26 protein-coding genes are annotated in these 25,339 nt (G+C 38.8%); 12 read left to right on the top strand and 14 right to left on the bottom strand.

Annotation, left to right across the window (positions count from 1 at the left end; translation table 11 throughout):
* Positions 1–78: 78 nt before the first annotated feature.
* On the bottom strand, positions 79–1,305 hold the full coding sequence (gene punC / locus PZ638_RS12270; protein ID WP_094961763.1) for a purine nucleoside transporter PunC: 1,227 nt from the start codon (positions 1,303–1,305) through the stop codon (positions 79–81).
* A 123-nt stretch (positions 1,306–1,428) separates the two neighbouring features.
* Here punC and punR point away from each other — a divergent pair, with 123 nt between their 5' ends.
* Positions 1,429–2,334: a DNA-binding transcriptional activator PunR gene (punR, locus tag PZ638_RS12265; protein WP_206277661.1), complete on the top strand. Its 906-nt coding sequence runs from the start codon at positions 1,429–1,431 to the stop codon at positions 2,332–2,334.
* Positions 2,335–2,343: 9 nt separating this feature from the next.
* Here the strand turns inward: punR and purR are convergent, their stop codons facing one another.
* Complete coding sequence (gene purR, locus PZ638_RS12260; protein ID WP_110591620.1) at positions 2,344–3,369, bottom strand: HTH-type transcriptional repressor PurR; 1,026 nt, start codon at positions 3,367–3,369, stop codon at positions 2,344–2,346.
* A gap of 441 nt (positions 3,370–3,810) precedes the next feature.
* Positions 3,811–4,389 carry a superoxide dismutase [Fe] gene (gene sodB / locus PZ638_RS12255; protein ID WP_004263823.1) on the bottom strand — a complete coding sequence of 193 codons (579 nt, stop codon included), beginning with the start codon at positions 4,387–4,389 and terminating at the stop codon, positions 3,811–3,813.
* Positions 4,390–4,870: 481 nt separating this feature from the next.
* Here sodB and PZ638_RS12250 point away from each other — a divergent pair, with 481 nt between their 5' ends.
* On the top strand, positions 4,871–5,218 hold the full coding sequence (locus tag PZ638_RS12250) for a Grx4 family monothiol glutaredoxin (protein WP_004263827.1): 348 nt from the start codon (positions 4,871–4,873) through the stop codon (positions 5,216–5,218).
* A 100-nt stretch (positions 5,219–5,318) separates the two neighbouring features.
* Here PZ638_RS12250 and rnt read toward each other — a convergent pair whose 3' ends face one another.
* Both rnt and gloA read right to left on the bottom strand, forming a co-directional pair.
* Entirely contained in the window at positions 5,319–5,963 is a 645-nt protein-coding gene (gene rnt / locus PZ638_RS12245; protein ID WP_004263830.1) for a ribonuclease T, read from the bottom strand.
* A 144-nt stretch (positions 5,964–6,107) separates the two neighbouring features.
* Entirely contained in the window at positions 6,108–6,515 is a 408-nt protein-coding gene (gene gloA / locus PZ638_RS12240) for a lactoylglutathione lyase (protein ID WP_036958666.1), read from the bottom strand.
* A gap of 168 nt (positions 6,516–6,683) precedes the next feature.
* Here gloA and PZ638_RS12235 point away from each other — a divergent pair, with 168 nt between their 5' ends.
* Together PZ638_RS12235 and slyA are read left to right on the top strand one after the other, a co-directional pair.
* The gene (locus tag PZ638_RS12235; RefSeq protein WP_004263835.1) at positions 6,684–6,923 is read left to right on the top strand and encodes a DUF1289 domain-containing protein; all 240 of its coding nucleotides are present in this window, start codon (positions 6,684–6,686) and stop codon (positions 6,921–6,923) included.
* 535 nt (positions 6,924–7,458) lie between these two features.
* Positions 7,459–7,893 (top strand): transcriptional regulator SlyA, encoded by a 435-nt coding sequence (gene slyA, locus PZ638_RS12230; protein ID WP_094961765.1) that lies wholly within the window; start codon positions 7,459–7,461, stop codon positions 7,891–7,893.
* A 436-nt stretch (positions 7,894–8,329) separates the two neighbouring features.
* Here the strand turns inward: slyA and PZ638_RS12225 are convergent, their stop codons facing one another.
* Positions 8,330–8,797 carry an outer membrane lipoprotein gene (locus tag PZ638_RS12225; protein ID WP_036958672.1) on the bottom strand — a complete coding sequence of 156 codons (468 nt, stop codon included), beginning with the start codon at positions 8,795–8,797 and terminating at the stop codon, positions 8,330–8,332.
* A gap of 531 nt (positions 8,798–9,328) precedes the next feature.
* Between PZ638_RS12225 and anmK the strand changes: the two genes are divergently transcribed.
* From anmK to pdxY, 4 genes are all read left to right on the top strand, one after another.
* Entirely contained in the window at positions 9,329–10,450 is a 1,122-nt protein-coding gene (anmK, locus tag PZ638_RS12220) for an anhydro-N-acetylmuramic acid kinase (protein ID WP_172412250.1), read from the top strand.
* A 20-nt stretch (positions 10,451–10,470) separates the two neighbouring features.
* The gene (gene pdxH / locus PZ638_RS12215) at positions 10,471–11,124 is read left to right on the top strand and encodes a pyridoxamine 5'-phosphate oxidase (RefSeq protein ID WP_036958675.1); all 654 of its coding nucleotides are present in this window, start codon (positions 10,471–10,473) and stop codon (positions 11,122–11,124) included.
* Between the two features lie 161 nt (positions 11,125–11,285).
* Positions 11,286–12,560 (top strand): tyrosine--tRNA ligase, encoded by a 1,275-nt coding sequence (tyrS, locus tag PZ638_RS12210; protein WP_094961766.1) that lies wholly within the window; start codon positions 11,286–11,288, stop codon positions 12,558–12,560.
* A 234-nt stretch (positions 12,561–12,794) separates the two neighbouring features.
* A complete protein-coding gene (gene pdxY, locus PZ638_RS12205; protein WP_094961767.1) occupies positions 12,795–13,658 on the top strand; it encodes a pyridoxal kinase PdxY in 864 nt (287 codons plus the stop codon).
* Between the two features lie 115 nt (positions 13,659–13,773).
* Here the strand turns inward: pdxY and gstA are convergent, their stop codons facing one another.
* The gene (gene gstA / locus PZ638_RS12200) at positions 13,774–14,379 is read right to left on the bottom strand and encodes a glutathione transferase GstA (RefSeq protein WP_036958678.1); all 606 of its coding nucleotides are present in this window, start codon (positions 14,377–14,379) and stop codon (positions 13,774–13,776) included.
* Between the two features lie 306 nt (positions 14,380–14,685).
* On the opposite strand from gstA, the gene PZ638_RS12195 reads away from it, so the two are divergent.
* Complete coding sequence (locus PZ638_RS12195) at positions 14,686–15,552, top strand: DUF817 domain-containing protein (protein ID WP_094961768.1); 867 nt, start codon at positions 14,686–14,688, stop codon at positions 15,550–15,552.
* 58 nt (positions 15,553–15,610) lie between these two features.
* On the opposite strand, the gene sapF is transcribed toward PZ638_RS12195, so the two are convergent.
* The 7 genes from sapF to pspF form a co-directional block, all read right to left on the bottom strand.
* Positions 15,611–16,414 carry a putrescine export ABC transporter ATP-binding protein SapF gene (gene sapF / locus PZ638_RS12190; RefSeq protein ID WP_004263864.1) on the bottom strand — a complete coding sequence of 268 codons (804 nt, stop codon included), beginning with the start codon at positions 16,412–16,414 and terminating at the stop codon, positions 15,611–15,613.
* Entirely contained in the window at positions 16,415–17,410 is a 996-nt protein-coding gene (sapD, locus tag PZ638_RS12185) for a putrescine export ABC transporter ATP-binding protein SapD (RefSeq protein WP_094961769.1), read from the bottom strand. It lies immediately after the preceding gene.
* Complete coding sequence (sapC, locus tag PZ638_RS12180; RefSeq protein ID WP_094961770.1) at positions 17,410–18,300, bottom strand: putrescine export ABC transporter permease SapC; 891 nt, start codon at positions 18,298–18,300, stop codon at positions 17,410–17,412. Before sapC ends, sapD begins: the two co-directional genes overlap by 1 nt.
* Positions 18,287–19,252 carry a putrescine export ABC transporter permease SapB gene (gene sapB / locus PZ638_RS12175; protein WP_094961771.1) on the bottom strand — a complete coding sequence of 322 codons (966 nt, stop codon included), beginning with the start codon at positions 19,250–19,252 and terminating at the stop codon, positions 18,287–18,289. Before sapB ends, sapC begins: the two co-directional genes overlap by 14 nt.
* On the bottom strand, positions 19,249–20,934 hold the full coding sequence (gene sapA, locus PZ638_RS12170) for an ABC transporter substrate-binding protein SapA (protein ID WP_094961772.1): 1,686 nt from the start codon (positions 20,932–20,934) through the stop codon (positions 19,249–19,251). Before sapA ends, sapB begins: the two co-directional genes overlap by 4 nt.
* 365 nt (positions 20,935–21,299) lie before the next feature.
* On the bottom strand, positions 21,300–21,905 hold the full coding sequence (locus PZ638_RS12165) for a hypothetical protein (protein WP_164455720.1): 606 nt from the start codon (positions 21,903–21,905) through the stop codon (positions 21,300–21,302).
* Positions 21,906–22,390: 485 nt separating this feature from the next.
* Entirely contained in the window at positions 22,391–23,407 is a 1,017-nt protein-coding gene (pspF, locus tag PZ638_RS12160) for a phage shock protein operon transcriptional activator (RefSeq protein WP_004263890.1), read from the bottom strand.
* 278 nt (positions 23,408–23,685) lie between these two features.
* On the opposite strand from pspF, the gene pspA reads away from it, so the two are divergent.
* The 3 genes from pspA (at position 23,686) to pspC (ending at position 25,018) form a co-directional block, all read left to right on the top strand.
* Entirely contained in the window at positions 23,686–24,351 is a 666-nt protein-coding gene (pspA, locus tag PZ638_RS12155; protein ID WP_004263893.1) for a phage shock protein PspA, read from the top strand.
* Positions 24,352–24,431: 80 nt separating this feature from the next.
* Complete coding sequence (gene pspB / locus PZ638_RS12150; RefSeq protein ID WP_004263897.1) at positions 24,432–24,662, top strand: envelope stress response membrane protein PspB; 231 nt, start codon at positions 24,432–24,434, stop codon at positions 24,660–24,662.
* Positions 24,662–25,018 (top strand): envelope stress response membrane protein PspC, encoded by a 357-nt coding sequence (gene pspC, locus PZ638_RS12145; RefSeq protein ID WP_004263899.1) that lies wholly within the window; start codon positions 24,662–24,664, stop codon positions 25,016–25,018. The genes pspB and pspC overlap by 1 nt, the downstream gene beginning before the upstream one ends.
* Positions 25,019–25,339 lie beyond the last annotated feature (321 nt).

Below are 25,339 nucleotides of genomic sequence, written 5' to 3'. Positions count from 1 at the left end.
GAAGGAAATTTTTATGAATTTGCTAAAATAAAAATCATGCCGATAAGATTCGGCATGATTGAGTCGGTAAGCTATACTTTATGAATTCGTTTGGCAATCAACCTGCTTAATAGTTTGGTTATTTTTGCTTGCACAGCGTTGCATAAAGTAGCCAATGGCCATTGGAATGATCGTTACTGCCATCACCCCAGTTGTTGCTAACAATGGGTCGAAAGTAAGAGCAGAAACAAGTAGACTGGCTAAAAAACATAAACCTAGTTGTAAGGCATTTTGTAATGCGGCAGCTTTACCACTGGCGCTAGGAAATGCATTTAGTGCTTTGGATACTGCAATTGGGTAAGAGGCTCCGTTCATAGCTGCCATAAAGCAGAATGGGATCAAGATCATAGTTAATGATGGTGTGGTATAAATAGCCATGATGAATAAAATAGACATGCTTACCGCATAACCAACAAGTAACAATGGAAATATTGTTTCTGCTCGGACTTTTGCTAATAAAATACGGCAGCCATACCCACCAACAATAAAGGCTAAAGTTTGTGGAATATAACTCAAACCGATATCCGCAGGGTTGAAACCCATATTACGTAAGATAAAAGGCGAGCCGGTTAGCCAAGCGAAAAAACCCGCACTGCATGAAGCGTAAACGAGCACATTACCGCTGAAAACTGGCGAACTGAGTAAGTTTGAGAAAGAAATCTTAGCTTGTGGTTGGCTGTCATCAATTATTGTTTTAACTGAAACATTTTTCAAAAAGAGTGTTGGCAATAAAAGTAATATACCCACAGCCATTAGGATCAGGAAAATTGCTTCCCATGTTTGGTGTTCTAGTACCCATGCTCCTAATAATGGTGCTAAAGCAGGGGATAGCGCAACTAACGGCATAATAGAAGCAAAAACTTTTTGGGTATTTGCTTCATCATAGCGGTCGATAACAAGAGCTTGCCATAAAACTGCAGCGGAGCAGACACCAACAGCCTGTAAAAATCGTAGTGTTAATAACTGTGTTGCGGTTTCCACCCAATAAATAGCTAAGCTACTGATAATGAAAATAGTTAAGCCCACAATGAGCACAGGCTTACGGCCAAGTTTGTCTGACAATGGCCCCCATAACAATTGAGCGAAGGCAAAACCGGCTAAAAATATACTGAGAGAAGCACTGATAGCGCCTTCTGATGTATGCAGGGTGTCTTGCATAGCACCGAATGCAGGTAAATACATATCAATAGCTAAAAACCCCAGCATGCTAAGTCCTGCAAGGTAAACCATAAATCCAGGGGAATTTTTTTTCACAGTATTCGACATAATTATTACTTATCTGATATTTAAAAAAAATGTTAATGATGATGCCATTGTATAGGCTATTTTTTTAGGTTGTGAAACGGTAATATTTGGATCTTGCTATCAAAATTTTTGAAAGGAGAGGTTATGTGGTCTGCGCATGCACTCGAAGTGATTGATGCTGTTGCCCGAACTGGGAGCTTTAGTGGTGCTGCTGAAGAGTTACACCGTGTACCTTCTGCAATCAGTTATACCGTCAAGCAAGTTGAAGAATGGCTTGCGGTTCCCCTATTTGAGCGTCGACATCGCGATGTTGTTCTTACAGAAGCTGGAACGATATTTATTAAGGAAAGTCGTTCTGTTATCAAAAAAATGACAGATACAAGGCATCAATGCCAGCAGGTTGCTAATGGTTGGCGGGGGCAATTTAGTATTGCTGTTGATTGCATTGTAAAACCACAGAGAGCAGAGCAATTGATACTGGATTTTTATCGTCACTTTCCAGATATTGAACTTTTCATTCATCCTGAAGTATTTAATGGTGTTTGGGATGCACTTGCTGATGGGCGTGTAGATGTTGCTATTGGAGCTACTCGAGCCTCACCGATTGGTGAAAGATATAGTTTCCGTGATATGGGTTTTATGTCATGGAGGTGTGTGGCGAGCCCTAAACACCCATTAGCGAATATAAGCGGCAAGCTAACAGACGACCAAATGCGCGAGTTTCCAAGTTTATGTCTCGAAGACACTTCTCGTAATCTACCAAAACGTGATACATGGGCTCTTGATAATCAACGTCGTCTTGTCGTACCTTCTTGGGAAAATGGTCTAGCTTGTTTGGTTAACGGGTTGTGTGTCGGAATGGTGCCAGAGCATCGTGCGGCTTCGTTTTGCGAAAAAGGCTTATTAGTTGAACTAGCATTAGCACAGCCATTTCCACCCAGTCCTTGTTGTCTAACTTGGGTGGAAAATAATACATCACCAGCGTTGAATTGGTTATTGGATTACCTTGGCGATAACGAAACGCTCAATGCCGAGTGGCTTTCAAACTAATTATGCGTATTATCGACGATAATCGATAAATGGGCCGTCAGCAACGGAACGGCGTTCTACAAGGCGAGGGTGGACTTCAATTGTTTGAGCATCTTCGCGCTTATTTACAATACGATCGAGCAGCATTGTGAAAGCCATTTGGCCTAAACGCTCTTTTGGTTGGTGAATTGTGGTCAATGCCGGGGTAAAATAGCGCGCATTTCGCACGTTATCATAGCCAATGATTGAAATGTCTTGTGGGACACGCAATCCCATCTCATCAGCGGCGCAAATTGCCCCCATTGCCATAATATCACCGCCACAGAAAACGGCAGTAGGGCGTTGCTTATGGCTTAAAATTTGCATCATTGCCTTATAGCCAGATTCTGGCTCGAAGTCCCCTTGAACAATCCATTCATCTTTTATGGTGATTTTGGCCTCTTCCATCGCCTTTTTAAAGCCAGTTAATCGACCAATACCCGTATTTCTTTCAAGAGAACCAGGGATGGCTCCGATGTCACGATGCCCTCTATCAATCAAATAACGTCCTGCAAGATAGCCACCGTGGAATGAGTTATCAATAATACTATCGGTAAAATCGCCACGGGAAGTTCCCCAGTCCATCACTACCATTGGGATATTGCGGTAATCTTCCAGCATACTGATTAAGGGGGCAGGATATTCGGAGCACATTACGAGTAAACCATCAACACGCTTTTGTGCCAGCATCTGCAAATACGCTTTTTGTTTTCCCAAATTATTATGAGAATTACAAAGGATTAGCGTATAACCTTTTTCATAACAGCTATTTTCAACTGATTCAATTACCTCTGCGAAGTAAGGAGCTTCACATGAGGTTGCCAACAACCCAATCGACTTTGTGTTGTTAACTTTTAGACTACGGGCAACCGCACTTGGCGAATAATTGAGCTCTTTAATTGCAGCCCAAACCGCAGCTTTAGTGTCATCAGCTACAAAGCGCGTTTTATTAATAACATGGGATACGGTTGTGGTAGATACGCCAGCGCGTTTCGCCACATCTTTAATCGTTGCCATGGGGGAAAAAAACTCCTGACCAATAACCGGTCTCTATAAGAATTCTTGTTAAAAAATTACCTGCATATTGATGCATTGATCCTTTGCTGGCAATAATTTAGCGATTTGTTGTCGATTTTGTCTGATCTAGCGCAAAAACGAAAGAAATAATTGATGTTATAACATGTGATATAGACACTAGTTTTACTTTTTTAGATATGTATACTGAATAACATTGATTTTTGTATGGTTATTTAGTTGTTTAACTACGTTTGGATGAGAGGAACTCATGGATACAGATGTTAAATATGGTTTGCTTGCTGCGTTGGGCTCATTAGCATTGATTATATTTCTTGCTGCACATATTTTCTGATTTTATTTCAGCCTCGAATAGGGTGAATTTAATAAGGGCGAGAATATCTCGCCCTTATTGTATCTATACCTAGCAATAAGCAGAAATTGTTATGCTAAATTTTCTTCCACAAATTTCCAGTTAACTAGCGCCCAGAAATTTTCTAAATATTTAGGGCGAGCGTTACGGTAATCGATATAATAAGCATGTTCCCAAATATCGACAGTTAACACAGGCTTATCATCACCAGAAATAGGTGTTGCAGCATTGGATGTATTTACAATAGCAAGGTTACCATCCGCTTTTTTCACTAACCAAGTCCAGCCCGCACCGAAGTTTTTGGTTGCTGCATCAGTAAATTGAGCTTTAAATTCAGCAAAAGAACCGAATGCCTTATTGATAGCTTCAGCGACTTTACCTGTTGGCTCGCCACCAGCGTTTGGTGCTAAGCAATTCCAATAGAAAGTGTGATTCCAAACTTGTGCCGCGTTGTTAAAAACGCCTGCTTCAGAAGTTTTAATGATTTCTTCTAAAGATTTTCCTTCAAAGTTAGTGCCTTTGATGAGGTTGTTCAAGTTAACAACGTAAGTGTTGTGGTGCTTACCATAGTGATATTCTAAGGTTTCAGCAGAGATATAAGGTTCTAAAGCATCTTTTGCATACGGTAAAGCGGGTAGTTCAAATGACATTGCGTACTCCTTGATTGCTTTTATATCAATATACTTAGGGTGTTTGCTCTTAAAATGAGCGAAATAATATGTGACAGCTTATCATTACAGTTTCGCCTATTGGCGATATGATACTTAATACATTAATGATAACACGATAAACCATACAAAGATAAAGGTAATAGTGTTACTAAGATGTTAACAAATAAATAGAGGTATTACACATAAAAATCATATAGATATTGTAATCGAAAAATCTAAAGATATTAAGTTTCGGTTTTTATCTAGAAATAGCTACTTGTTTGACTTAAGTAGAGAGAAGATAGAAAAGGTGCCTTTTTGTTTTTTGGAATGCTATAGTAATGCCCCTATAAAACTGGCATATTGTATGAAACAATTCAGTTTCCTATTATATCAGTCAATGTATTCTGTTAAGTTGCGGTAGACTCCCAGTTACCGGCTGACTGCAAAACCTGCATCTTTGTTTTAAGGAAGTTAAAAAATGACAACTATTGAAAGAATTGAGCGCCAAATTAAAGAAAACCCAATTTTATTATATATGAAAGGCTCTCCTAAACTTCCGAGCTGTGGTTTTTCTGCTCAAGCAGTACAAGCTCTGTCTTCTTGTGGTGAGCGTTTTGCATATGTCGATATCTTACAAAACCCAGATATCCGCGCTGAATTGCCAAAATACGCAAATTGGCCAACGTTTCCTCAACTATGGGTTGACGGTGAGCTGGTCGGTGGCTGTGATATCATCATGGAAATGTTCCAGCGTGGTGAGCTCCAATCTCTAATTAAAGAAACTGCTGATAAGTATCGTCCAGCAGATGAAGCTAGCACAGACTAAATTAAGCCATAAATAAAAACGTAAAAACCGTATTTGATGAAAGCACTTATTACTTTTTATCAAACACGGTTTTTTTATGTAATAGCGATTAATTAAAAAATTATTGGGATTCTTCAATAATTGGCCAACCACCCAGCTTTTTCCATTTATTAACGATCTCACAAAATAGCAGAGCCGTTCGATTGGTGTCATACAGTGCGCCATGAGCTTGTTTACCATCAAATGGAATACCTGCGGAAACACAAGCTTTTGCTAGAATTGTTTGACCGAATACTAAGCCGCTCAGTGCCGCAGTATCGAAGGTTGCAAATGGATGGAAAGGATTACGTTTTAAACCTGCTCGTTCGGCTGCATTCATCACAAAACTGTGATCAAAATTTGCATTATGAGCGACAATAATTGCACGATTGCAATCTGTATTTTTCATTCCTTTGCGAATGACTTTGAATATCGCATGAAGAGCCTCATATTCACTAACAGCACCGCGTAGAGGGTTTGTTGGATCAATCCCTGTGAAGGCAAGAGCAGATGGCTCAAGATTAGCACCTTCAAAAGGTTCTACATGAAAATGTAATGTTTCATCCATGGAGAGCCAGCCGTCTTTATCCATTTTTAAGGTGATGGCAGCAATTTCTAATAGGCCGTCAGTTTTAGCATTGAACCCGCCTGTTTCAACATCAATAACGACAGGATAGTATCCCCTGAAACGGTTCACTAGGGCATTTGGATTGTTTTTTTCAGACATTAGGACTTTCAATTTTAGTTTTCTGGTTAGGTAACATTATGCCAAAACCAGTAAAAATTTGCAGGTAAACAGTGATAAAAGTTTAGGCGCTAGATTTGGCACCTAAACTTTAAATTATATAGTACTTTTAAATTATATAGCTAATTAATGGCCTAAGCCTTTACTTGCGCTTTTGTTTTCGATCAACTCAATCTTATAGCCATCAGGGTCTTCAACAAAAGCAATCACTGTTGTTCCACCTTTAACAGGGCCGGCTTCACGTGTTACGTTACCACCTGCACTACGTATATCATCGCAAGTTTTTGCAACATCATCGACGCCCAAGGCGATATGACCATATGCGTTACCCATATCGTATTGGTCAACCCCCCAGTTATAGGTCAACTCGATTACGGCGCCTTCACTTTCATCGCTGTAGCCAACAAATGCGAGAGAATATTTATACTCTGTATTTTCACTAGTTCTTAATAAACGCATGCCTAACACTTTCGTGTAAAAATCAATAGAACGCTGCATATCAGTAACACGTAACATAGTATGGAGTAAGCGCATTTTTAAACCTCTTAGAATCAGCCTGAATCGATTTACTTATTAATATAACGTGCTTAAATTAATAAATACAATGATTACAGTTTGTTTTTTGAACAAATAATGGTAATACTCATTTTCAGGAGTATATCATACATTTATCAGTGATTTTTTCTTTTGAAGGGGAAACTTATGGCGGAACAACTTGAATTTTTTGAGATCCCCAGCCCTTGCCGTGGTATTTGCCAAAGTAATGAACAAGGCTATTGTCGAGGTTGCTATCGCACTCGTGATGAGCGTTTTAATTGGCTAAAATTCTCTGATACTGAAAAACGAAATGTACTTCGTTTATGTCGTCAACGTTATTTAAGAATATTAAATAAAAAAACAGAACAAGAAAAAATCATAGATACACAACAACAACTCTTTTAGTTCACAGTTTTTAATATAATCATAAAAATAAATCAAATGTTTTATTTCTAATGTAAACTAATTCAGGTTGAATTATTAGCAAAATATTTATTTCTTGGTTTATATTTCAATAAAATTTTATTTATTCAAAATAGGTATAGGTTGAATCAAAATGACTGTAATTAACATGATTTTAAGATTAACTATATTTATTTGTTTTTTAAAGAATTATTTGGCGTTACTTTTTTTATTGTTATTCATGGCTACTATAAGAGCTAAAATAGATAGATCAAAAAGGAGAGTGCGGCTATTCTTATTAATAAGATAATTGATAGGTTATCTTATTAATCCTAGATTGAGATAATGGATGAATCAGTGATGTATTAATTAGAGATATATCGCATAATAAAACAGCTACTATAACTAGGAATAGGTATTTAATAGCTAATGTATAAATAAAAAGCTGTAAATATAAAAGGAAATTAATATATAATTCAAAAAATAATATGAGGACGGTATATTTTTTAGACATTATAATTATATAAAGGAGGGTAAATTGGAATCACAAATTGGGACAGAGTTATCACGTGTTGTTCGCATGTGGAGAGCATTAATCGACTATCGTTTGAAGCCTCTTAAGCTTACACAGACACATTGGGTTACATTGCATAATATAAGTCAACTACCACCTGAGCAATCTCAAATACAGTTAGCGAAAGCGATTGGTATTGAACAGCCTTCATTAGTAAGGACTCTAGATCAATTAGAGGAAAAAAAATTGATTTCTAGACATACTTGTACAAATGATAGGAGAGCTAAAAGAATAAAATTAACGGAAGAGTCTGAACCCTTTATTAAAACGGTAGACCAAGTCATAAATAATACGCGTATAGAAATATTGAACAACATTAGTAAAGATGAACTTTACCAACTATCACAGTTACTTATGAAACTTGAAAAAAATATCTTGAGGCTACAAAATGACTCTTGATGTAAAAAATATGCCTAGCTAATGAATGACATATTAATTATTAAATTTGTGTTTAAAATAATTTAGTATATGATTTTTTAATGAAATAGTAATTACACTTGGTTATAATTTTCATTAAATCATTATTATTATGAAATATAGTTAAGGCTATTAATTATTTTTTCGATGTGATACCTTCATTTTTAATTGTTAGCTAGCTAATTTATCGGTAGATACTAATAAATACTTTATTAAAGGAGATAGGCTAAAATAGATTTATTGATTTGAATGCAAGGCATTTATATGTAAACAAGAAATTGTGTCATTCAAAAGCCATGCACAATAAATAAAAAATATGATTATCTACCATAAAGTAACGATATCATTCAGCAATACTATTTGTAAGTAATGCTCACCGGCCATGGCTGGTGAGCATGCCTAATTTAGTACTGTATGATTACCGAGGAGACACAGTAACAGTATTTCCGCTATTCGCAATCATAACACGTTGGCCATTACGGAAGGTGCTTGGGTCTTGTTTTTGAACAACAACAATGTTTTTACCGCTATCGAGGCGGATTTCTAATTGAACACCTTGGCTTCTATTTAATGCGCCTTGAGCTTCCTGACCAGCTAAACCACCTGCAATAGCACCTGCGGCAGTTGCTAATGTGTTACCTGTACCACCACCGATGGTGTTACCTAATAACCCACCAAGAACAGCACCACCAATTGCACCAATCACGTTACCGTCTTCACCAGCTTGAATAGTCACAGGGCGAGCATTCAGAACAGTACCATAAGTCACAGTCTGTACCTGTTTCGCATCCTTGGCTGAAATAGTATCACCAGAAAGCGTACTGGTATTGACACAGCCTGATAAAGCTGCAACTGCTACAACACCTACAAAAACTTTCTTAAGCATAAGAACTCCTATGAGATTTGCTGTCTGTGGCACTAACATAGCATCGTATATTTGTTTTCACCATAAACACAACAAGTATCAAAATAATGATATTAAAAAGCGATGGTTAGATTACCGATTTTGATTTAAATAGAGTGTAAACACTAGGTAAAATATCTCAAATTCGAGATGATTTCATTCAATAAGGCACTCTTTGTTAAATATTCATATAGGGTAGTCAGCTTATGAGCATCATTTCGCACCAGTTGCTAAAAGAATAGTGCGTTAAAACTTTAGCTGAAATACTAAACAGTATTGCTAAGCTGATAAATGTATTATGTATCATTATATTGAAAATGAAAGTTTCAGATATTACAAAACGTCTTTTTAGTTGGGTTGTCTAGCAATTTTTAGTTTTAGAGCATTTATTTATTATTCCTGCGAAGCGCTCCGAGAAATTGCATCGAATTGTTGACAAAATTTGTCATCAAAGCACAATCTTTTGTAGCTGAGCGTTGTAAAGTTAATGTGCACTCTGAAGGAACAAGAATAATGATGAAATCAGGTCGTTACATAGGGGTTATGTCAGGAACTAGCCTAGATGGTGTTGATGTCGTTCTTGCCGCAATTAGTGACAAATTTGTCGCAGAGCAATCCAGTTTGAGTGTTGCATTTCCCATTGAATTAAAAAAAAGAATTTTAGATATATGCCAAGGGCAAACAACAACGCTATCAGAGGTTGGTAAAATTGATCGAGAGTTAGGCTCTTTATATGCAGATGCGGTAAACCAACTTCTTATTCAAACTGGTTTAACATCTGAAGATATCATTGCTATCGGTTGCCATGGGCAAACTGTTTGGCATGAGCCCGATGGCGAACAGCCTTTTACTATGCAGTTAGGCGACAACAACCGTATTGCCGCTTTAACAGGGATCGCGACGGTAGGTGATTTTCGCCGAAGAGATATGGCTTATGGGGGACAGGGAGCACCTTTAGTTCCTGCATTTCACTTAGCTGTTTTAGGGCATCCTACAGAAAAACGAATTGTACTAAATATTGGTGGAATAGCTAATGTCACTGCTTTATTACCTGGTGCCTATGTTAAGGGTTATGACACAGGGCCGGGAAATATGTTAATGGATACGTGGAGCTGGCGTATAAAGCAACAGGCATATGATAAAGACGGTGAATGGGCAAGTCGAGGTCAAGTTGATCATGCATTACTAAAAGCGATGCTAAGTGACCCATACTTTAGACGTTCATCACCGAAAAGTACGGGGCGTGAGTATTTCAACACACAATGGTTAGAGCAGCATTTAGTTCATTTTCCATCAATTTCAGCTGACGATGTTCAAGCCACTCTGTGCGAATTAACCGCAGCTTCTATCGCAGAACAAGTATTACTGTGTGGCGGTTGTGAGCGCTTAATAGTATGTGGTGGAGGGGCAAAGAATACTTTTCTAATGCAACGGATGGCAGCCTTGCTTCCGGGAATTGAAGTGGCACCAAGTGATAAATTTGGTTTAAGTGGTGATGACATGGAAGCCTTGGCTTTTGCATGGCTAGCTGCTAGAACGGTATCTGGTCTTCCTGGAAATTTAGCCTCTGTTACTGGGGCAAGTAAAGAGACTGTGCTTGGGGCAATATACCCTAAAAATACCGATAAAAAATAACTGTGGTAAAGGACATAAAAATGAACGAGCTAGGTGAAATAGATCTTGCATCGGTACGTCGTGAATACACAAAAGGTGGGTTAAGACGTAATGACTTAACGCCAAACCCACTGACGCTTTTCGAACTCTGGATGAAGCAGGCGTGTGAAGCTCGCTTGAGTGACCCAACAGCAATGTGTGTTGCTACTGTGGATGAAACCGGGCAACCCTACCAGCGTATTGTACTTTTAAAACATTTTGATGATAAAGGCCTTGTATTTTATACCAATTTAGGTAGCCGAAAAGCACAGCATTTAGAAAAAAATAATAAAATTAGCCTACATTTTCCATGGTACCCATTAGAGCGCCAAGTCAATTTCACTGGGGTTGCTGAGCGTTTAAACCCTATTGAAGTTGTAAAATATTTTCATAGTAGGCCGAAAGATAGCCAAATTGCAGCATGGGCATCAGCACAGTCTTCTAAAATTTCAGCGCGTGGTATTTTAGAAGGGAAATTTTTAGAACTAAAACAAAAATTTAAGAACGGTGACGTCCCATTGCCTAGTTTTTGGGGAGGATATCGAGTGGTATTTAATAGTGTTGAATTTTGGCAAGGCGGTGCACACCGTTTGCACGACCGTTTTTTATACCAGCGAGAAGGTGATGGCTGGAAAATTGATAGATTAGCCCCTTAGGATCATGTTTTTTAGCTGGCACTTAATTGATATGCGCTTTATGCTATAGCCTCATTTAAGTAAATTGACAAATTACACTGGTGAGTTTTTGATAAGCCTCTCAAACTTACTGGTCATTCAAACCAAAATAGATAGACAAAATACAACTGATGGAGTCATTGATGTCTAGCAATAACCTGATTAAACAATTGCAAGAGCGGGGCCTCGTTGCCCAGGTAACGGATGAGGATGCGTTAGCAGAGAGACTGGCGCAGGGCCCTATCTCTCTCTATTGTGGCTTCGATCCTACCGCTGATAGCTTGCATTTGGGACATCTGGTTCCTTTGCTGTGTTTAAAACGATTCCAACTAGCCGGGCACAAGCCTGTGGCGTTGGTCGGTGGTGCAACGGGCCTTATTGGCGACCCGAGCTTTAAAGCTACTGAGCGTAAATTAAACACCACAGAAACCGTTCAAGAGTGGGTAGAAAAAATCCGTAACCAAGTTTCACCGTTTTTAAGCTTTGATTGTGGTGATAACAGTGCACGCCTTGCTAATAACTATGATTGGTTTGGCAAAATGGATGTGCTGACTTTCTTGCGCGATATTGGTAAACATTTTTCGGTTAACCAAATGATTAACCGTGAGTCTGTTAAGCAACGTTTAAATCGTGATGACGTTGGTATCTCTTTTACTGAGTTTGCTTATAACCTTTTACAAGGTTATGACTTCGCAAATATGAACAAAGAGATGGGTGTAGAGCTGCAAATTGGTGGCTCTGACCAATGGGGTAACATTACTTCCGGTATCGATTTAACACGTCGCTTACACCAAAACCAAGTATTTGGTATGACGGTTCCTCTGATTACTAAAGCAGATGGCACTAAATTTGGTAAAACTGAAGGTGGTGCAGTTTGGTTAGACTCCAAGAAAACCAGCCAGTATAAATTCTATCAGTTCTGGATCAACACTGCAGATGCGGATGTTTATCGCTTCTTAAAATTCTTCACATTCATGGAACTAGATGAAATCAATGCGCTAGAAGAAGAAGATAAAAACAGTGGAAAGGCACCTCGAGCTCAATATGTATTAGCGGAGTTAGTCACTAAACTGGTACATGGCGAAGAAGGGTTAGCAGCAGCGAAACGTATTACAGAAAGCTTATTCTCTGGTGCAGTATCTGATTTAACTGAAGCTGATTTTGAGCAATTGGCTCAAGATGGCATGCCTTGTATCACTTTGGAAGCAGGTGCGGATTTACAGCAAGCTTTAGTTGATTCAGAGTTAGTGCCTTCTCGTGGGCAAGCAAGAACGGCAATTAGTTCTAACGCGGTATCAATTAATGGCCAAAAACAAACAGAGCCAATGTATGTGTTCTCTGACGCAGATCGCCTGTTTGGTCGTTATACCTTGATCCGTCGTGGTAAGAAAAACGACTGTTTAATTAATTGGAAATAGCTCTGACTAACCTTTGTAATATCAGCCCGGAATTTTCCGGGCTATACTCGTCATACTTCAAGTTGCATGAGTGTTAATTGTGCTATGCTCTTCGAATTATATATCGATGTATATAATTCGAGCTATTTTCTCAAGCCGCTTACATGTAATTAGAATTATTTGGAGTATATCCATATTAGCAACGGATAATCACTGATTTCTCTTCATTCGACATAACAATTCTTTGGGTTTTCAATGAAAAGCGTATTATCAATTCAATCCCATGTTGTTTTCGGCCATGCAGGAAACAGTGCTGCCGCATTTCCTATGTGCCGAATGGGCGTAGATGTGTGGCCACTCAATACCGTACAGTTTTCGAATCATACACAGTATTCACAATGGACCGGAAGTGTTTTTTCCGCACAACACTTAACCGACATCATTGATGGTTTAGCTAAAATCCATAAATTAGAAATTTGTGATGCTGTATTAAGCGGTTATATCGGTTCAGCTGAGCAAGGAAATGATATTCTTGCTATCGTGGAAAGGGTCAAAGTAGCTAATCCGCAAGCCCTCTATTTTTGTGATCCAGTAATGGGGCATCCGGAGAAAGGCTGTATTGTTGCTCCGGGAGTTGCTGAATTCCTTTGTGAGCGTGCATTGGCCGCGAGTGATGTTATCGCACCAAATTTATTAGAATTAGAAACATTAACGGGTAGAACAATTAAAAATGTTGAAGAAGCTACCCAAGCTGCACGTGAATTGTGTCACAAAGGCCCTAAAATCGTTCTTGTTAAACATTTAAGCCGAGCAGGGTATCGCGCAGATCGTTTTGAAATGATCCTTGTAACAGCAGAGCACAGTTGGCATGTTAGCCGTCCTCTTGTTGACTTTGGTGAAAAACAACCTGTAGGTGTCGGTGACTTGACCAGTGGTTTAATGTTGGTTAACTTATTGAAAGGTGAGCGCTTAGATAAGGGATTAGAGCACGTTGCTGCTGCAGTATATGAAGTGATGATAAAAACCAAAGAGATGGGGGAGTACGAATTACAACTCGTCGCTGCTCAAGACAAAATGGTTAACCCAGAACATAACTTCTGTGCAACACAATTAGATTAAGCTGCTTTTCAGCTGATAAAATTTTAGTTGATAACATAAAGCGGGAAAAACTATGTTTTTTCCCGCTTTATCAACAACCTTACAGCGCACTACTGAAAGCGTGCTATTTTACAGATTAGATTAGTCCTTCCGCTTTTAATGCATCTTGAACATTAGGGCGTTTAGCTATTTTAGCACTGTAATCTTGCAGGTGGGTCAGGCTAGTTAAATCGAGCCCAACGTGTTTTGCCCAATTACTCACAGTGAATAAATAGGCATCTGCGACACTAAAAGTATCTCCAGCAAAGAAAGCCTGTTTAGCGAGCACGTTATCAACATACGCAAACTTATTAAACAATACATTACGGACAGTATCTTTATACTCTTCTGGTGTTCCTGGAGTGAATAAAGGTGAGAAATTTTTATGTAGTTCTGTCGAAATAAAGTTTAAAGCTTCTAATTGGTGATAACGTTTCATAGAACCAGGAAGTGCGATTAGGTTACGATCCGGTTTTTGGTCCGCAATATATTGGACAATTACAGCACCTTCTGTGAGTTGTTCGCCATTATCTAACACTAAAGTGGGTACTTGTCCTTTTGGGTTTATTGCTAAAAAGTCTTCACCTTTCTCAGTTTTTTTCTCTTTTATATTTACTCGTTCAATACTGAAATCTAAACCTGTTTCACGCAGAATGATGTGAGGAGAAAGTGAGCAAGCACCGGGAGCGTAATATAATTTCATCATAAAACTCCTAAATTGTTGAGTTGGCATTCATATAGCAAATAAACACATATTGCTTAAGTATATCATTACTTTCTATTAACGAATTGCCATCAGGTGCGAGTTAAACAATAAAACCCATAATTGGATGGAAAGTATCGTCAATATTAATAGGTAGTGTAAATCTAGTGATTAAAGCTATAAATAATAAAAATGCATAAATTTAAGATAGTTACCTTATGTAGAGTAATTCGATTTTGCTAAACTCCTCGCCTAATCTTCGGAAAGAAAACAAACCGAATAATAAAAGAATAGGTGAGTGAATAGATGACCAGTTTGTGTCAGAAATTGAATTTTTTAGGAAAGTTAGACCAAATTTTAATGGCTCACCAGCCGAATAATAGCCATGGAATTAAACGCTTTCTATTAGAGTTTTGGTTTTTCGGTTTAATTAATGCTCGTTCTTGTTTATTCGCTGGTTTTTTCTTTTTGGCACTATTCTTAGTCCCAGCTAAAGGATTAATAGGTATCCCTCGCTATGACCTGTTACTAATTTTTGCCGTTGCTTTTCAAGCTTTGTTAGTGTGGTCAAAGTTAGAAACTTGGGATGAATTAAAGGCTATTTGTGTTTTCCATTTAGTCGGTTTTATGATGGAGCTATTTAAAACTTCAGCAACGATAGGTTCTTGGCAATATCCCGATGAGGCCTATACGAAGCTTTGGGGAGTTCCTCTATTTACTGGTTTTATGTATGCCGCCGTAGGGAGCTATATCATTCAATCTTGGCGATTTTTTAAAGTAAGAATTGAACACTATCCACCTTATTGGATGGCGACACTAGTCGCACTGGCTATTTATATTAATTTTTTTAGCCACCATTATATTGATGATTATCGTTGGTATTTAGCGACGTTTATTATGGGGTTGTATGCGCGCAGTATGGTTTTTTACACTCCGCTAGATAAAGAGCGAAAAATGCCATTATTACTTGCATTTATGCTAATTGGTTTTTTTATTTGGCTAGCTGAGAATTTTGGGACATTTTTTGGTGTTTGGCAGTATCCAAACCAAATTGGTGCTTGGTCAATGGTACATGCAGGTAAGTGGGGAGCATGGTCACTGTTGGTGATTGTCACATTTACGATAGTCGTTCACCTTAAACATATTAAAGCCAATGTGACGATAGCACGTTAAATAAGATGTTTAATTTGTTGCCTGTGAAGGTGTTTACCCACAGACAACTGAATAACAGTTACAAGTCTTGTCGCCAAGCATCAATCGACAGGGGTTCACCAAAGTGACTTTCAATTAACCGGCGAGTAACGTCGTGAAGAGGGGCAGCTAAAACCTCTGCGGTATTACCACGCTCAACAACTTCGCCTTTATCCATGACAAGCATTTTATCGCTGACGTGTTTCATCATCCCCAAGTGCTGGGTAACATAGATAAATGCAATATCTTGTTTTGCTTGTAAATCTAACATTAAGTTGATGATTTGCGAGCGCATGGACATGTCTAACGAAGCTAACGCTTCATCAGCAATAATAATTTCGGGTTGTAGAATAAGTGCTCTTGCCAATGCAATACGTTGTTTTTGTCCAGATGCTAACATGTGTGGATAATATTCAGCGTGGTCGGCGAGTAACCCGACTTGGCGAAGCGTTTGAATAATACGCCTTTCACGTTCTATTCCAGTTAAGTCAGTGTTTAATTTTAAAGGGAGCTCAAGCGTTTGACCAATACGCTGCCTTGGGTTTAGGGATGTACTTGGATCTTGGAAAATCATGCGAATACGCTGGCAACGGTAGCTATAATCGCCAAAATTCAGGCGTTGTCCACGAATGAAAATATCGCCGCTGGTGGGTTCTACAACGCCTGATAACATTCGCGCAAGGGTTGATTTTCCTGAGCCATTGGCGCCAATGATAGCTAATGTCTGGCCTGCCTGTAAGTTAAAGCTAACGGGTTTGACGGCTTGTAATTCGTGTCGATGAAATAACCCTTCACGAAAACGGAAAGTTTTTGTGAGATTACGGACTTCAAGTAAGGTTTCCATTTAGGGTTGTTCCTCGGTGTTTAGCGGGTAATGGCAAGCAACGAGATGGCCTTTAATATTGCGTAATTGTGGCGCGTTGATGCAAGTTCGTTGTGCATAGGGGCAACGAGGTCCAAGGCGACAACCAATGGGCAAATGTTCAAGTGAAGGAATTGCACCAGGTAACGTATTTAACCGCCCTTTATGGGGAAGAGGGCTTTCAAAATCAGGGATTGAGCGGATTAGTGCTTGAGTATAAGGGTGGCGTGGCCGTTGTAGAATATCTTCAGGAGTTGCGCTTTCAACTGTTTGCCCGCAATAGAGTACATTGATGCGATCAACAAGTTTCGACATCATTTCCATGTCATGACTAATGAGTAAAATTCCCATATTATTGTTTTGGTTTAATTTATCCAATAAACGGAAAATTTGAGCCTGAGTAGTTGACTCCATCGCATTGGTGGGTTCATCAGCGATTAATAACCGGGGTTGGTTAGCGATGGCAATCGCTATCATGACTTTTTGACATTCACCATCGGTTAATTCATAAGGATAACTGCGCATGATATCTTTATGATCTTTTATCCCCACACGGTGCAATAGCTCTATAGCACGACGTTTACGCCAATTAAAACGTTGCCACCAGCGGCCTTTATAAGTCCACCCTGGGATAGCTTGGATAAGCTGTTTACCAATATCAGCAGCTGGATCGAGACAAGATTGTGGCTCTTGAAATATCATCGAGATATTATGGCCAATTAGTTTGCGGCGTTTACGTGGGCTGAGTTTTAGTAAGTCAATGTCTTGAAAGCGAAAACGGTCAGCTTTTACTCGAATATTATCTTTAGTCACGCCACAGATAGCTTTTGCAATAAGGCTTTTTCCGGAACCTGATTCGCCAACTAAACCTCTTATTTCCCCCTCAGATAGCGTCATTGAAACGCGGTCAACCGCTTTGACGGGGCCATTTGCAGTCATAAATTCGATAGTTAAATTGCGGATGTCTAGAAGTGGCATTATTCAACCCCCGCGTTGATGGCACGATGTAGCCCGTCACCTAAAAGGTTAACAAAAAGCACGCTTATCATGATGGCAGCACCTGGCAAGATAACCGTCCAAGGAGCCACATAGATAAGCTCTAAAGTATCACCTAGCATTGCACCCCATTCAGAAGAGGGAAGTTGCGCACCTAAATCAAGAAAACCTAAAGCAGCAATATCTAAAATAGCGATAGAAAGTGCTCGAGTCAGTTCAGTGACGAGAATAGGGGTAATGTTAGGAAGTACGGTATACCATAAAATAAAAATGTTTGAAGCGCCATCAAGGCGTGCGGCAACGATGTATTCTTTATCTAACTCATCATGTACAGCGACATAGATAGTTCTTACCATTCGTGGAATTAATGCAAGGCAAATAGCTAACATTGCATTTTGTAGGCTAGCGCCCATAAAGGCGACAACAATAATTGCCAGTAATAAGGAAGGAATTGACAGTAAGGTATCGAGTATATGGTTAAAAATTGCAGATTTTAACCCACGAGTCATCCCAGCTAAGCAGCCGAGAACTAATCCAATAAGTGTCGCAATCAGTGTGACTAAAATAGCGGCACCAAATGTCGATTTAGTACCAATCAATAGCCGACTTAGAATATCACGGCCCAGATCGTCTGTACCAAAGAAGAATGCCACTTCGCCATAATGAGACCAAGACGGCGGCGTTAATTGGTAACCTAGAAACTGTTGATCTAGTGCATAAGGTGCTAGATAAGAGCCAACAAAACATAAAATTAATAAAACCAACACACCAACAAACCCCACCATAGAGGTCACATCTGATGAGAAGATATTCCATACCACTCGAGTTGGGGATGGCATTTTTTGTTCACGATAAAAATTATCTGAGGACATACCAATCCTTATGTTTTAATGGGTCCATCATGGCACCTAAAATATCAGACAGCACATTTACAGTAATCACGAGCGCACCAATTAGCATCACCCCAGCAGAAATCGCAGAGTAGTCTTCTTGGCGGATTGCTGTAACCAACCAACGACCAAGCCCCGGCCAGTTAAAAACGAGTTCAGTGACCATGGTCAGTGTTAACATCGTAGAAAACTGTAAGCCAAGCTTAGGAATAATCGGTGGAATAGCATTATGAAAAATATGGCGGCGAATGATTTTAATCCGTGAAAGCCCTCGAATAGCGGCTGCTTTGATATAATTTTCACTGGCGATTTCTTCGGTGCTATTACGTACTAACCGAATAACCTCGGTTGTTGGTGCGAGTGCTAAAGTGAGGACAGGTAACACCATGTGCTCAAGTACATTGATAATCATATCTTTACGATAGGGGGAGTCAGAAAGCCATGCATCAACCAAGGCAAAGCCAGTCACCGTTTTTAAATTATATAATAGGTCAATTCGGCCAGATACAGGAAGCCATCCTAGATGTAATGAGAAAAAGAGAGTTAAAACCAGTGCAAGTACAAATACAGGGACAGAAAATCCTAATAAAGCAAAGACACTGATAGCAATATCTGCAGGCTTGTTACGCCAAAATGCAGCAATGATACCGAGTGGTATACCTGTCGTTAAAGCAAAAATAAACGCTAAAATGCATAACTCCATGGTTGCAGGGAATGTGTCCCTTAATTGTTCCGTTATGGGTTCCCCGTTGATACTTGAAACACCAAAATCAAAATGGAGTAAGCCTTCAAAATAAAAAATATAGGCATCGATAAGTGATGCGCCGCTCAGAGGTGCATTAGGCGTAAAATAGCTTAAACTAAAGCTGACTAGCGATAAGAAGAACACCGTGACTAATAAAAGTAAAAAACGACGCAGTGAATAAATAATCATGGTTTCTGCCTCTGTTTTTTCGGAGAAACTTTTTCAGGCTGCTCCATTTCACGATACACGCCAGCAAATGAGGTATTACCAAACGCACTGATCATTAGGCCTTTTATATCATAGCGGTAGGCCTGTAAACGTAAAGAATAGGCGAGGGGTAAGACGGGTAAATCTTCCCCTAAAATTTGCTGTGCTTGGTGGTAATAATCTATACGTGCGGCTAATTGCTGTGTCAATAGTGCCTTATGTAAGATTTCATCAAAGGCAGGGTTACACCAATGGCTTAAATTGGTTTGGGAACCAATTGCTGCACAACTCAGTAGCGGACGGAAAAAACTGTCTGGGTCATTACTGTCAGTTGTCCAACCCGCTAATGTCATATCATGGCTTCTATCCATTAATTGGTTTTCTTGGAAACGGCCTTCGACAGAACGGATATTCATCACAATACCGACCTGCGCTAAATCAGCTTGGATAAGCTCTGCCATCTTAAGTGGGCTTGGGTTATATGATTGGGAGGCGATTGGTACCCATAAATCTAGTTTTAGATTTTCTAATCCCATCTCTTTGAGCATTTGCTTAGAAAGTTCGGGATTATAATCGGTGATCTTTGCTTGATTGTCATAAGCCCATGATGCTCTTGGTAAAATAGATGCGGCTGTTTCTGCCGTGCCGTAATAAATTGATTGCATTAGACGTTCATTATTAATTGCATACGCAATTGCTTGGCGTACTTTTAGCTTATCTAATGGTGGCTTGCTGGTGTTAAATGCGAGGTAGGCAATATTCATCCCAGAACGCATAGAAATTCGTAAACGCGGGTCATCGCGTAATACCTTTAACTGGCTTGCGGCAGGGTAAGCTAAAACGTCACATTCCCCAGTGAGTAATTTTGAAATACGGCCAGTTCCACCTGCTCCCATGTCAACAACCACTTCTTCCATACGAGGCAAGCCCTTCCAATAATTGTCATTTCTAAGAAGTCTAACGAATTGCCCTGCTTGGTAGTCATCTAAATGAAATGGCCCCGTACCAATTGGTCGCCAATCGATCAGCTCTTGGCGATTTATGCTTGAAAGGAAATCGGCATATTCGGATGAAAGAATAGGAGCATAATGTGTCGCCAAATGCCATAAAAAAGACGCATCAGGAGAGTTCAAACGAAACTCCACTGTATGGTTATTAATTTTACGTATGCTTTGCACGCTGTTGGCGAACTGTAAGCTATCGAAATAAGGGTAATGCCCCCCATTGATGTAGTGATAGGGGTGATTCACCTCAAACATGCGGGAAAAGCTGAACACAACATCATCAGCATTCATATTGCGTGTAGGTGTAAACCAAGTTGTATTTTGGAATTTTACATCTTTACGCAAGTATAAACGGTAAGTTGCACCGTTATCTAAAACTTCCCATCTAGCAGCCAGTTCAGGAACCAAGCGATAAGTGAACGGATCAACATCTAATAGCCGATCATAAATTTGAGCACCGAGAGGGTCGACAATTAGCCCACTACTAACTAATTGTGGGTTAAACGTGGTAACGACCCCATTTACACAGTAAATAAAGCCTTTTTGGCGTATATCTGCAGGGACCTCGTTAGCCACAATATCGGTAAAGCGCTCTTGGTTATTAAGCGCTTGTGCAGACACAGAAATGATAAATAAAAACCAAACAGTTAATAGGCGCATACCACTGACATCGTTAACGAGAATTGACCTATTGTAGCGTAAAAATGGGGATACAGGGTATAAGCAAAATTTAGCCTCATAACGTATGAAAATTAAGCTAAAAGGGATGATGTTAATATAATAATCAACTTAAATTATTATATTAATCATTGAAGTATGTCTTAATGAGAAAAAATCTCACTAAAAAGCTTTACAAATGACACTGATAACGATTATCATTCGTTTTGTCACTTAAGCCGAGTGCTTATGTAGACAAGGCATGACATTGCTCACATTGCTTCCAGTGTTTTATTTGATAGCCAGCTTGGGTGCTGGCTTTTTTTTATGGAGAAATAGATGAGCTTGTTTAGCTTAATTTCTAGCTATTATTTTAAACCCACATAGTGTAAGTCTTCATCGGTTACGTTGCCTTGAAGGGTACATAAGAAACGAACAACACCTCTTTGCTCATCTTTTTCAATAATCAGCATTTTTTCAGCAGCATTTGGTTCCAAGTTGTAATCTTGCGTTGCGTGTTCGTTAAATACCCATTTACTTTGCAAATTATGGCGGATCATCGGTGAGTAGATATAAGTATTTCCTACCTTTATAATCGCAATTCTTGATGACGTATAGCGGACAACCTCTTCAAGGCTTTGTGCTGTTTCAAATCCCCAAAAATAGTATTGACCACGCAAGCCTAAATAGGCGAAGCCATCATATTTATCAAAATTACTATGACTAACAAAAAAACGGTTAAAAGTCACAATACCGGTTGGTGAAAAATTGAGATTAACAGAAACGTGTTCATTGGTGCCTAATTGGTTATTTTTCAATGCATTAGAAATATCGTTTAAAACAGGGTCATCTTTTATTTTCTTGAAGAAAGCGGCATCACAGTAAGAAAATGTTTTCATCAATGATTGCGCATTAACCGTAGGAGATAACCCTAGAAGAAAAAAGGTGATCGCTAGTACATTTATATTTTTCATAATAGGCTCCTCATATAATAAGAATTATATTAATAGAGATATCATATAAATATATTTCGCACAGTAGTTAAATATGACAAGGTGTAAATACAAATAATAAAACAGCATTAATCATATTAAAATAGAATTATCTATATATAATTAACTAAATGTGCTAAAGAAAATTATATTTTTTATATAATAGCTAGTGGAAATTACTAATTATCACTTTTTTTGGGGGGTGTCAAAATGGTTTTTAGTGTAATTTGGCTTAATTTTTTATGATGAAGTTATCTTTTAACTAATTGTTACTTATTGTTTTTATTTTATTTGGTTTTTTACTAATGCTGTTAGTAATTAAGTGATAAGTAATATTTAAAAGTGCAATATGAAATTGGAAACATTTAGTAATAATAAAGCCCACGATTTTCAAATTTAAATTTTTTATCTCTAAGTATATTGCATTAGTTCAAACAATAAATTTGGATTGTTTGAACTAATGACTATTAAATTTCAATATTTATTTGATGTTTTTTAATTAAACCACGCAGTTGGTCATAACTTAGAGATAACCGTTGTGCTGCTTTACGCTGATTAAAATGACAATCTGCTAGCGCTTGTTCTAATAGTGCTTTTTCAGATTGCTGTTGCCACTGACGTAAGTCACAAGGTAGTGAAGGTAAAATGGTATTTGCTTGTTGGGAAGGCTGTATGGGTTGGGGGCTTGGTGATTCATGCAGCTCAGCAAGTTTTTCACCAAATGGATTGAAAATAATATTATCAACGGGTTCAGCATGGTTTCCATGGCGGTATATTGAACGCTCAATGACATTTTTTAATTCGCGTACATTACCTGGCCATGGGTAGTTTTGCAGGGCTTGTTGGGCATGTCGTGTAAAACCTGTAAAGTGCGAACGTTTTAATTCACCACACATTAAAATAGCAAAATGCTCTGCTAATAATAATATATCAGGTTGCCGTTCACGTAATGGGGGAAGGCGAATGACATCAAAAGCCAGTCTATCTAAGAGGTCGGCTCGAAAACGACCTTGTTTGGCGAGTTCGGGTAAATTGGCATTTGTGGCACAGATTAAACGCACATCTACGTGTAAAGCTTGGCTTCCACCGACACGTTCAAGCTCGCCATATTCAATGACACGCAGGAGTTTCTCTTGAACTGACATAGGTGCAGTCGCGAGTTCGTCAAGAAAAAGAGAACCTTTGTCAGCTCGTTCAAAGCGCCCTTGATGGCGTTTTTGGGCTCCCGTAAAAGACCCCGCTTCATGTCCAAATAATTCAGAATCCAGCAAATTCTCATTGAGTCCGCTGCAATTGAGAGAGATAAAAGCTTCTTGCCAGCGAGGGGAAAGGTAATGGAGTCTATCTGCGATAAGCTCTTTACCCGTGCCGCGTTCACCGATAACTAAAACAGGTTTATTGAGTTGTGCGAGTTCAGAGGCTTGTTCGAGTACATCGAGAAAGTTACTTGAAACGCCAAGAATAGGTTCATTGGTTTCTTTCATGGTTTTTTTCACCAATAGTTGGTTTAAAATGCCGATATTTGAACTATAGACTAAAATGATTTTCAGGGGAAGCTTATAATTATTCTCTTTAAAATCATATCAATATGAATTAATTTAAAAGTTGGCACGCGAATTGCTATTTAAAATATGTAATAGCAATAGCTAAATACAGCAACATGCGAATTGTTGTTAGACTTACGGAGCGTCAGGTATGGGTTGGAAGCCAAATCAGGTCGAGGCGCTACAGAATGATTAAATCCATCAAGGGGATATAAACAATGGGTATTTTTTCACGTTTTGCCGATATCATTAATGCAAACATCGCTTCTTTGTTAGACAAAGCAGAAGATCCGCAAAAAATGATCCGTCTGATGATTCAAGAAATGGAAGATATGTTAGTTGAAATCCGGTCAACATCAGCACGTACTTTAGCAGAAAAGAAAGGTTTAGAACGTCGCATTGAGATGGGCGAAAAACAAGTTGCTGATTGGCAAGAAAAAGCAGAATTAGCGCTGGTGAAAGATAAAGAAGATTTAGCGCGTGCGGCACTGATTGAAAAGCAAAAAGTGAGTGCAATGGTCGATACCTTAAAACACGAGCTGATTATTGTTGATGAAACCTTGACTCGTTTGAAAGGTGAAATCACTGAATTAGAAAACAAACTGCAAGAAACTCGTGCGAAACAGCAATCAATGGTTGTTCGTATGGAAGCCGCACAATCTAGTCGTAATGTACGTCGCCAGCTGGATAGCGGCAAACTGGATGAAGCAATGGCGCGTTTTGAACAGTTTGAGCGCCGTATAGACCATATGGAAGGTGAAGCCCAAAGTTATGGTATTGGGAAACAAAAATCACTGGATCAACAGTTTGCAGAGTTAAAAGCAGACGACGAAATAAGTGCGCAATTAGCGGCACTTAAAGCTAAAATCAATAAAGATCAGTAACAGTTATTTTGATGCACTGGTACGTTAGTAATATCGTATCAGTGCCATAGATAGGTTAACCATATGTATAAGGATATGTGATGGGCTACGTTTTTCTGTCTCTCGTATTAATCATTTTTCTCATTTTTATTCTGCCTATTTGGCTGTGGTTACATTACAGCAAAAAAAACAGTGGGCAGGGGAGTCAGCTAACTGAAAATGAAGTACAACGTTTGATGCAATTAGCAGAACAAGCATCACAGATGCAGCAACGCATTAAAACACTTGAAGATATTTTGGATGCAGAACACCCAAATTGGAGGCAAAAATAATGACTCAATTTCGCAACCGCAAACTTTATCGTTTAACGGATAGACGTGTGTTCGGTGGTGTGTGTTCGGGTATTGCTGAGTATTTAGAACTTCCAGTTGCTTTGGTTAGAGCATTAGCCGTATTGGCTCTATTTGTCAGTTTTGGTATTACTTTGATTTTGTATATCGTGATGTGCTTTGTCGTAGAAACGGCACCAAGTGGCTACCGTTCACAGCAAGATATTGGCCCAGAAGTCAGTAGTCTTATTAACCAAATCGATACACAATTAAAATCAGGTGAAATGAAGCTACGCCAGATTGAAAGATACGTTACGTCAGATACTTATACAGTGAACAGTAAATTTCGAAATCTATAATAAATCGCATCACCATCACATGATAAGGGATTAGGTTTCAAAACCAAATCCCTTTTGTTTTTGATAAAAAAGTGAGTGAAATATGGCAAACAACGTTCGTTATCGAATTAAAAAATTTGCAAAGAAACTTTTGCTACGAAAAGGTATTCGATTCGCCGCAGTGTTGCTTATGACGTATGGCCCAGCAGGGTTCATAGGTAAACTTATTAAGTTATTGACAAGTAAATGGTTGCTTAATGTACTAATTAAACGGTTAACCTAATACAATTTGTTTTATGCTAAATTATAGAACGCAATATGACGTAAAATGAGTTTAAATTG

Origin of the sequence: Providencia hangzhouensis, from assembly GCF_029193595.2 — a bacterium.
In the GTDB taxonomy this organism is placed as follows: domain Bacteria; phylum Pseudomonadota; class Gammaproteobacteria; order Enterobacterales; family Enterobacteriaceae; genus Providencia; species Providencia hangzhouensis.
The sequence above is the reverse complement of the archived record's forward strand: the minus strand, read 5'-3'. Positions and strand labels throughout refer to the sequence as shown.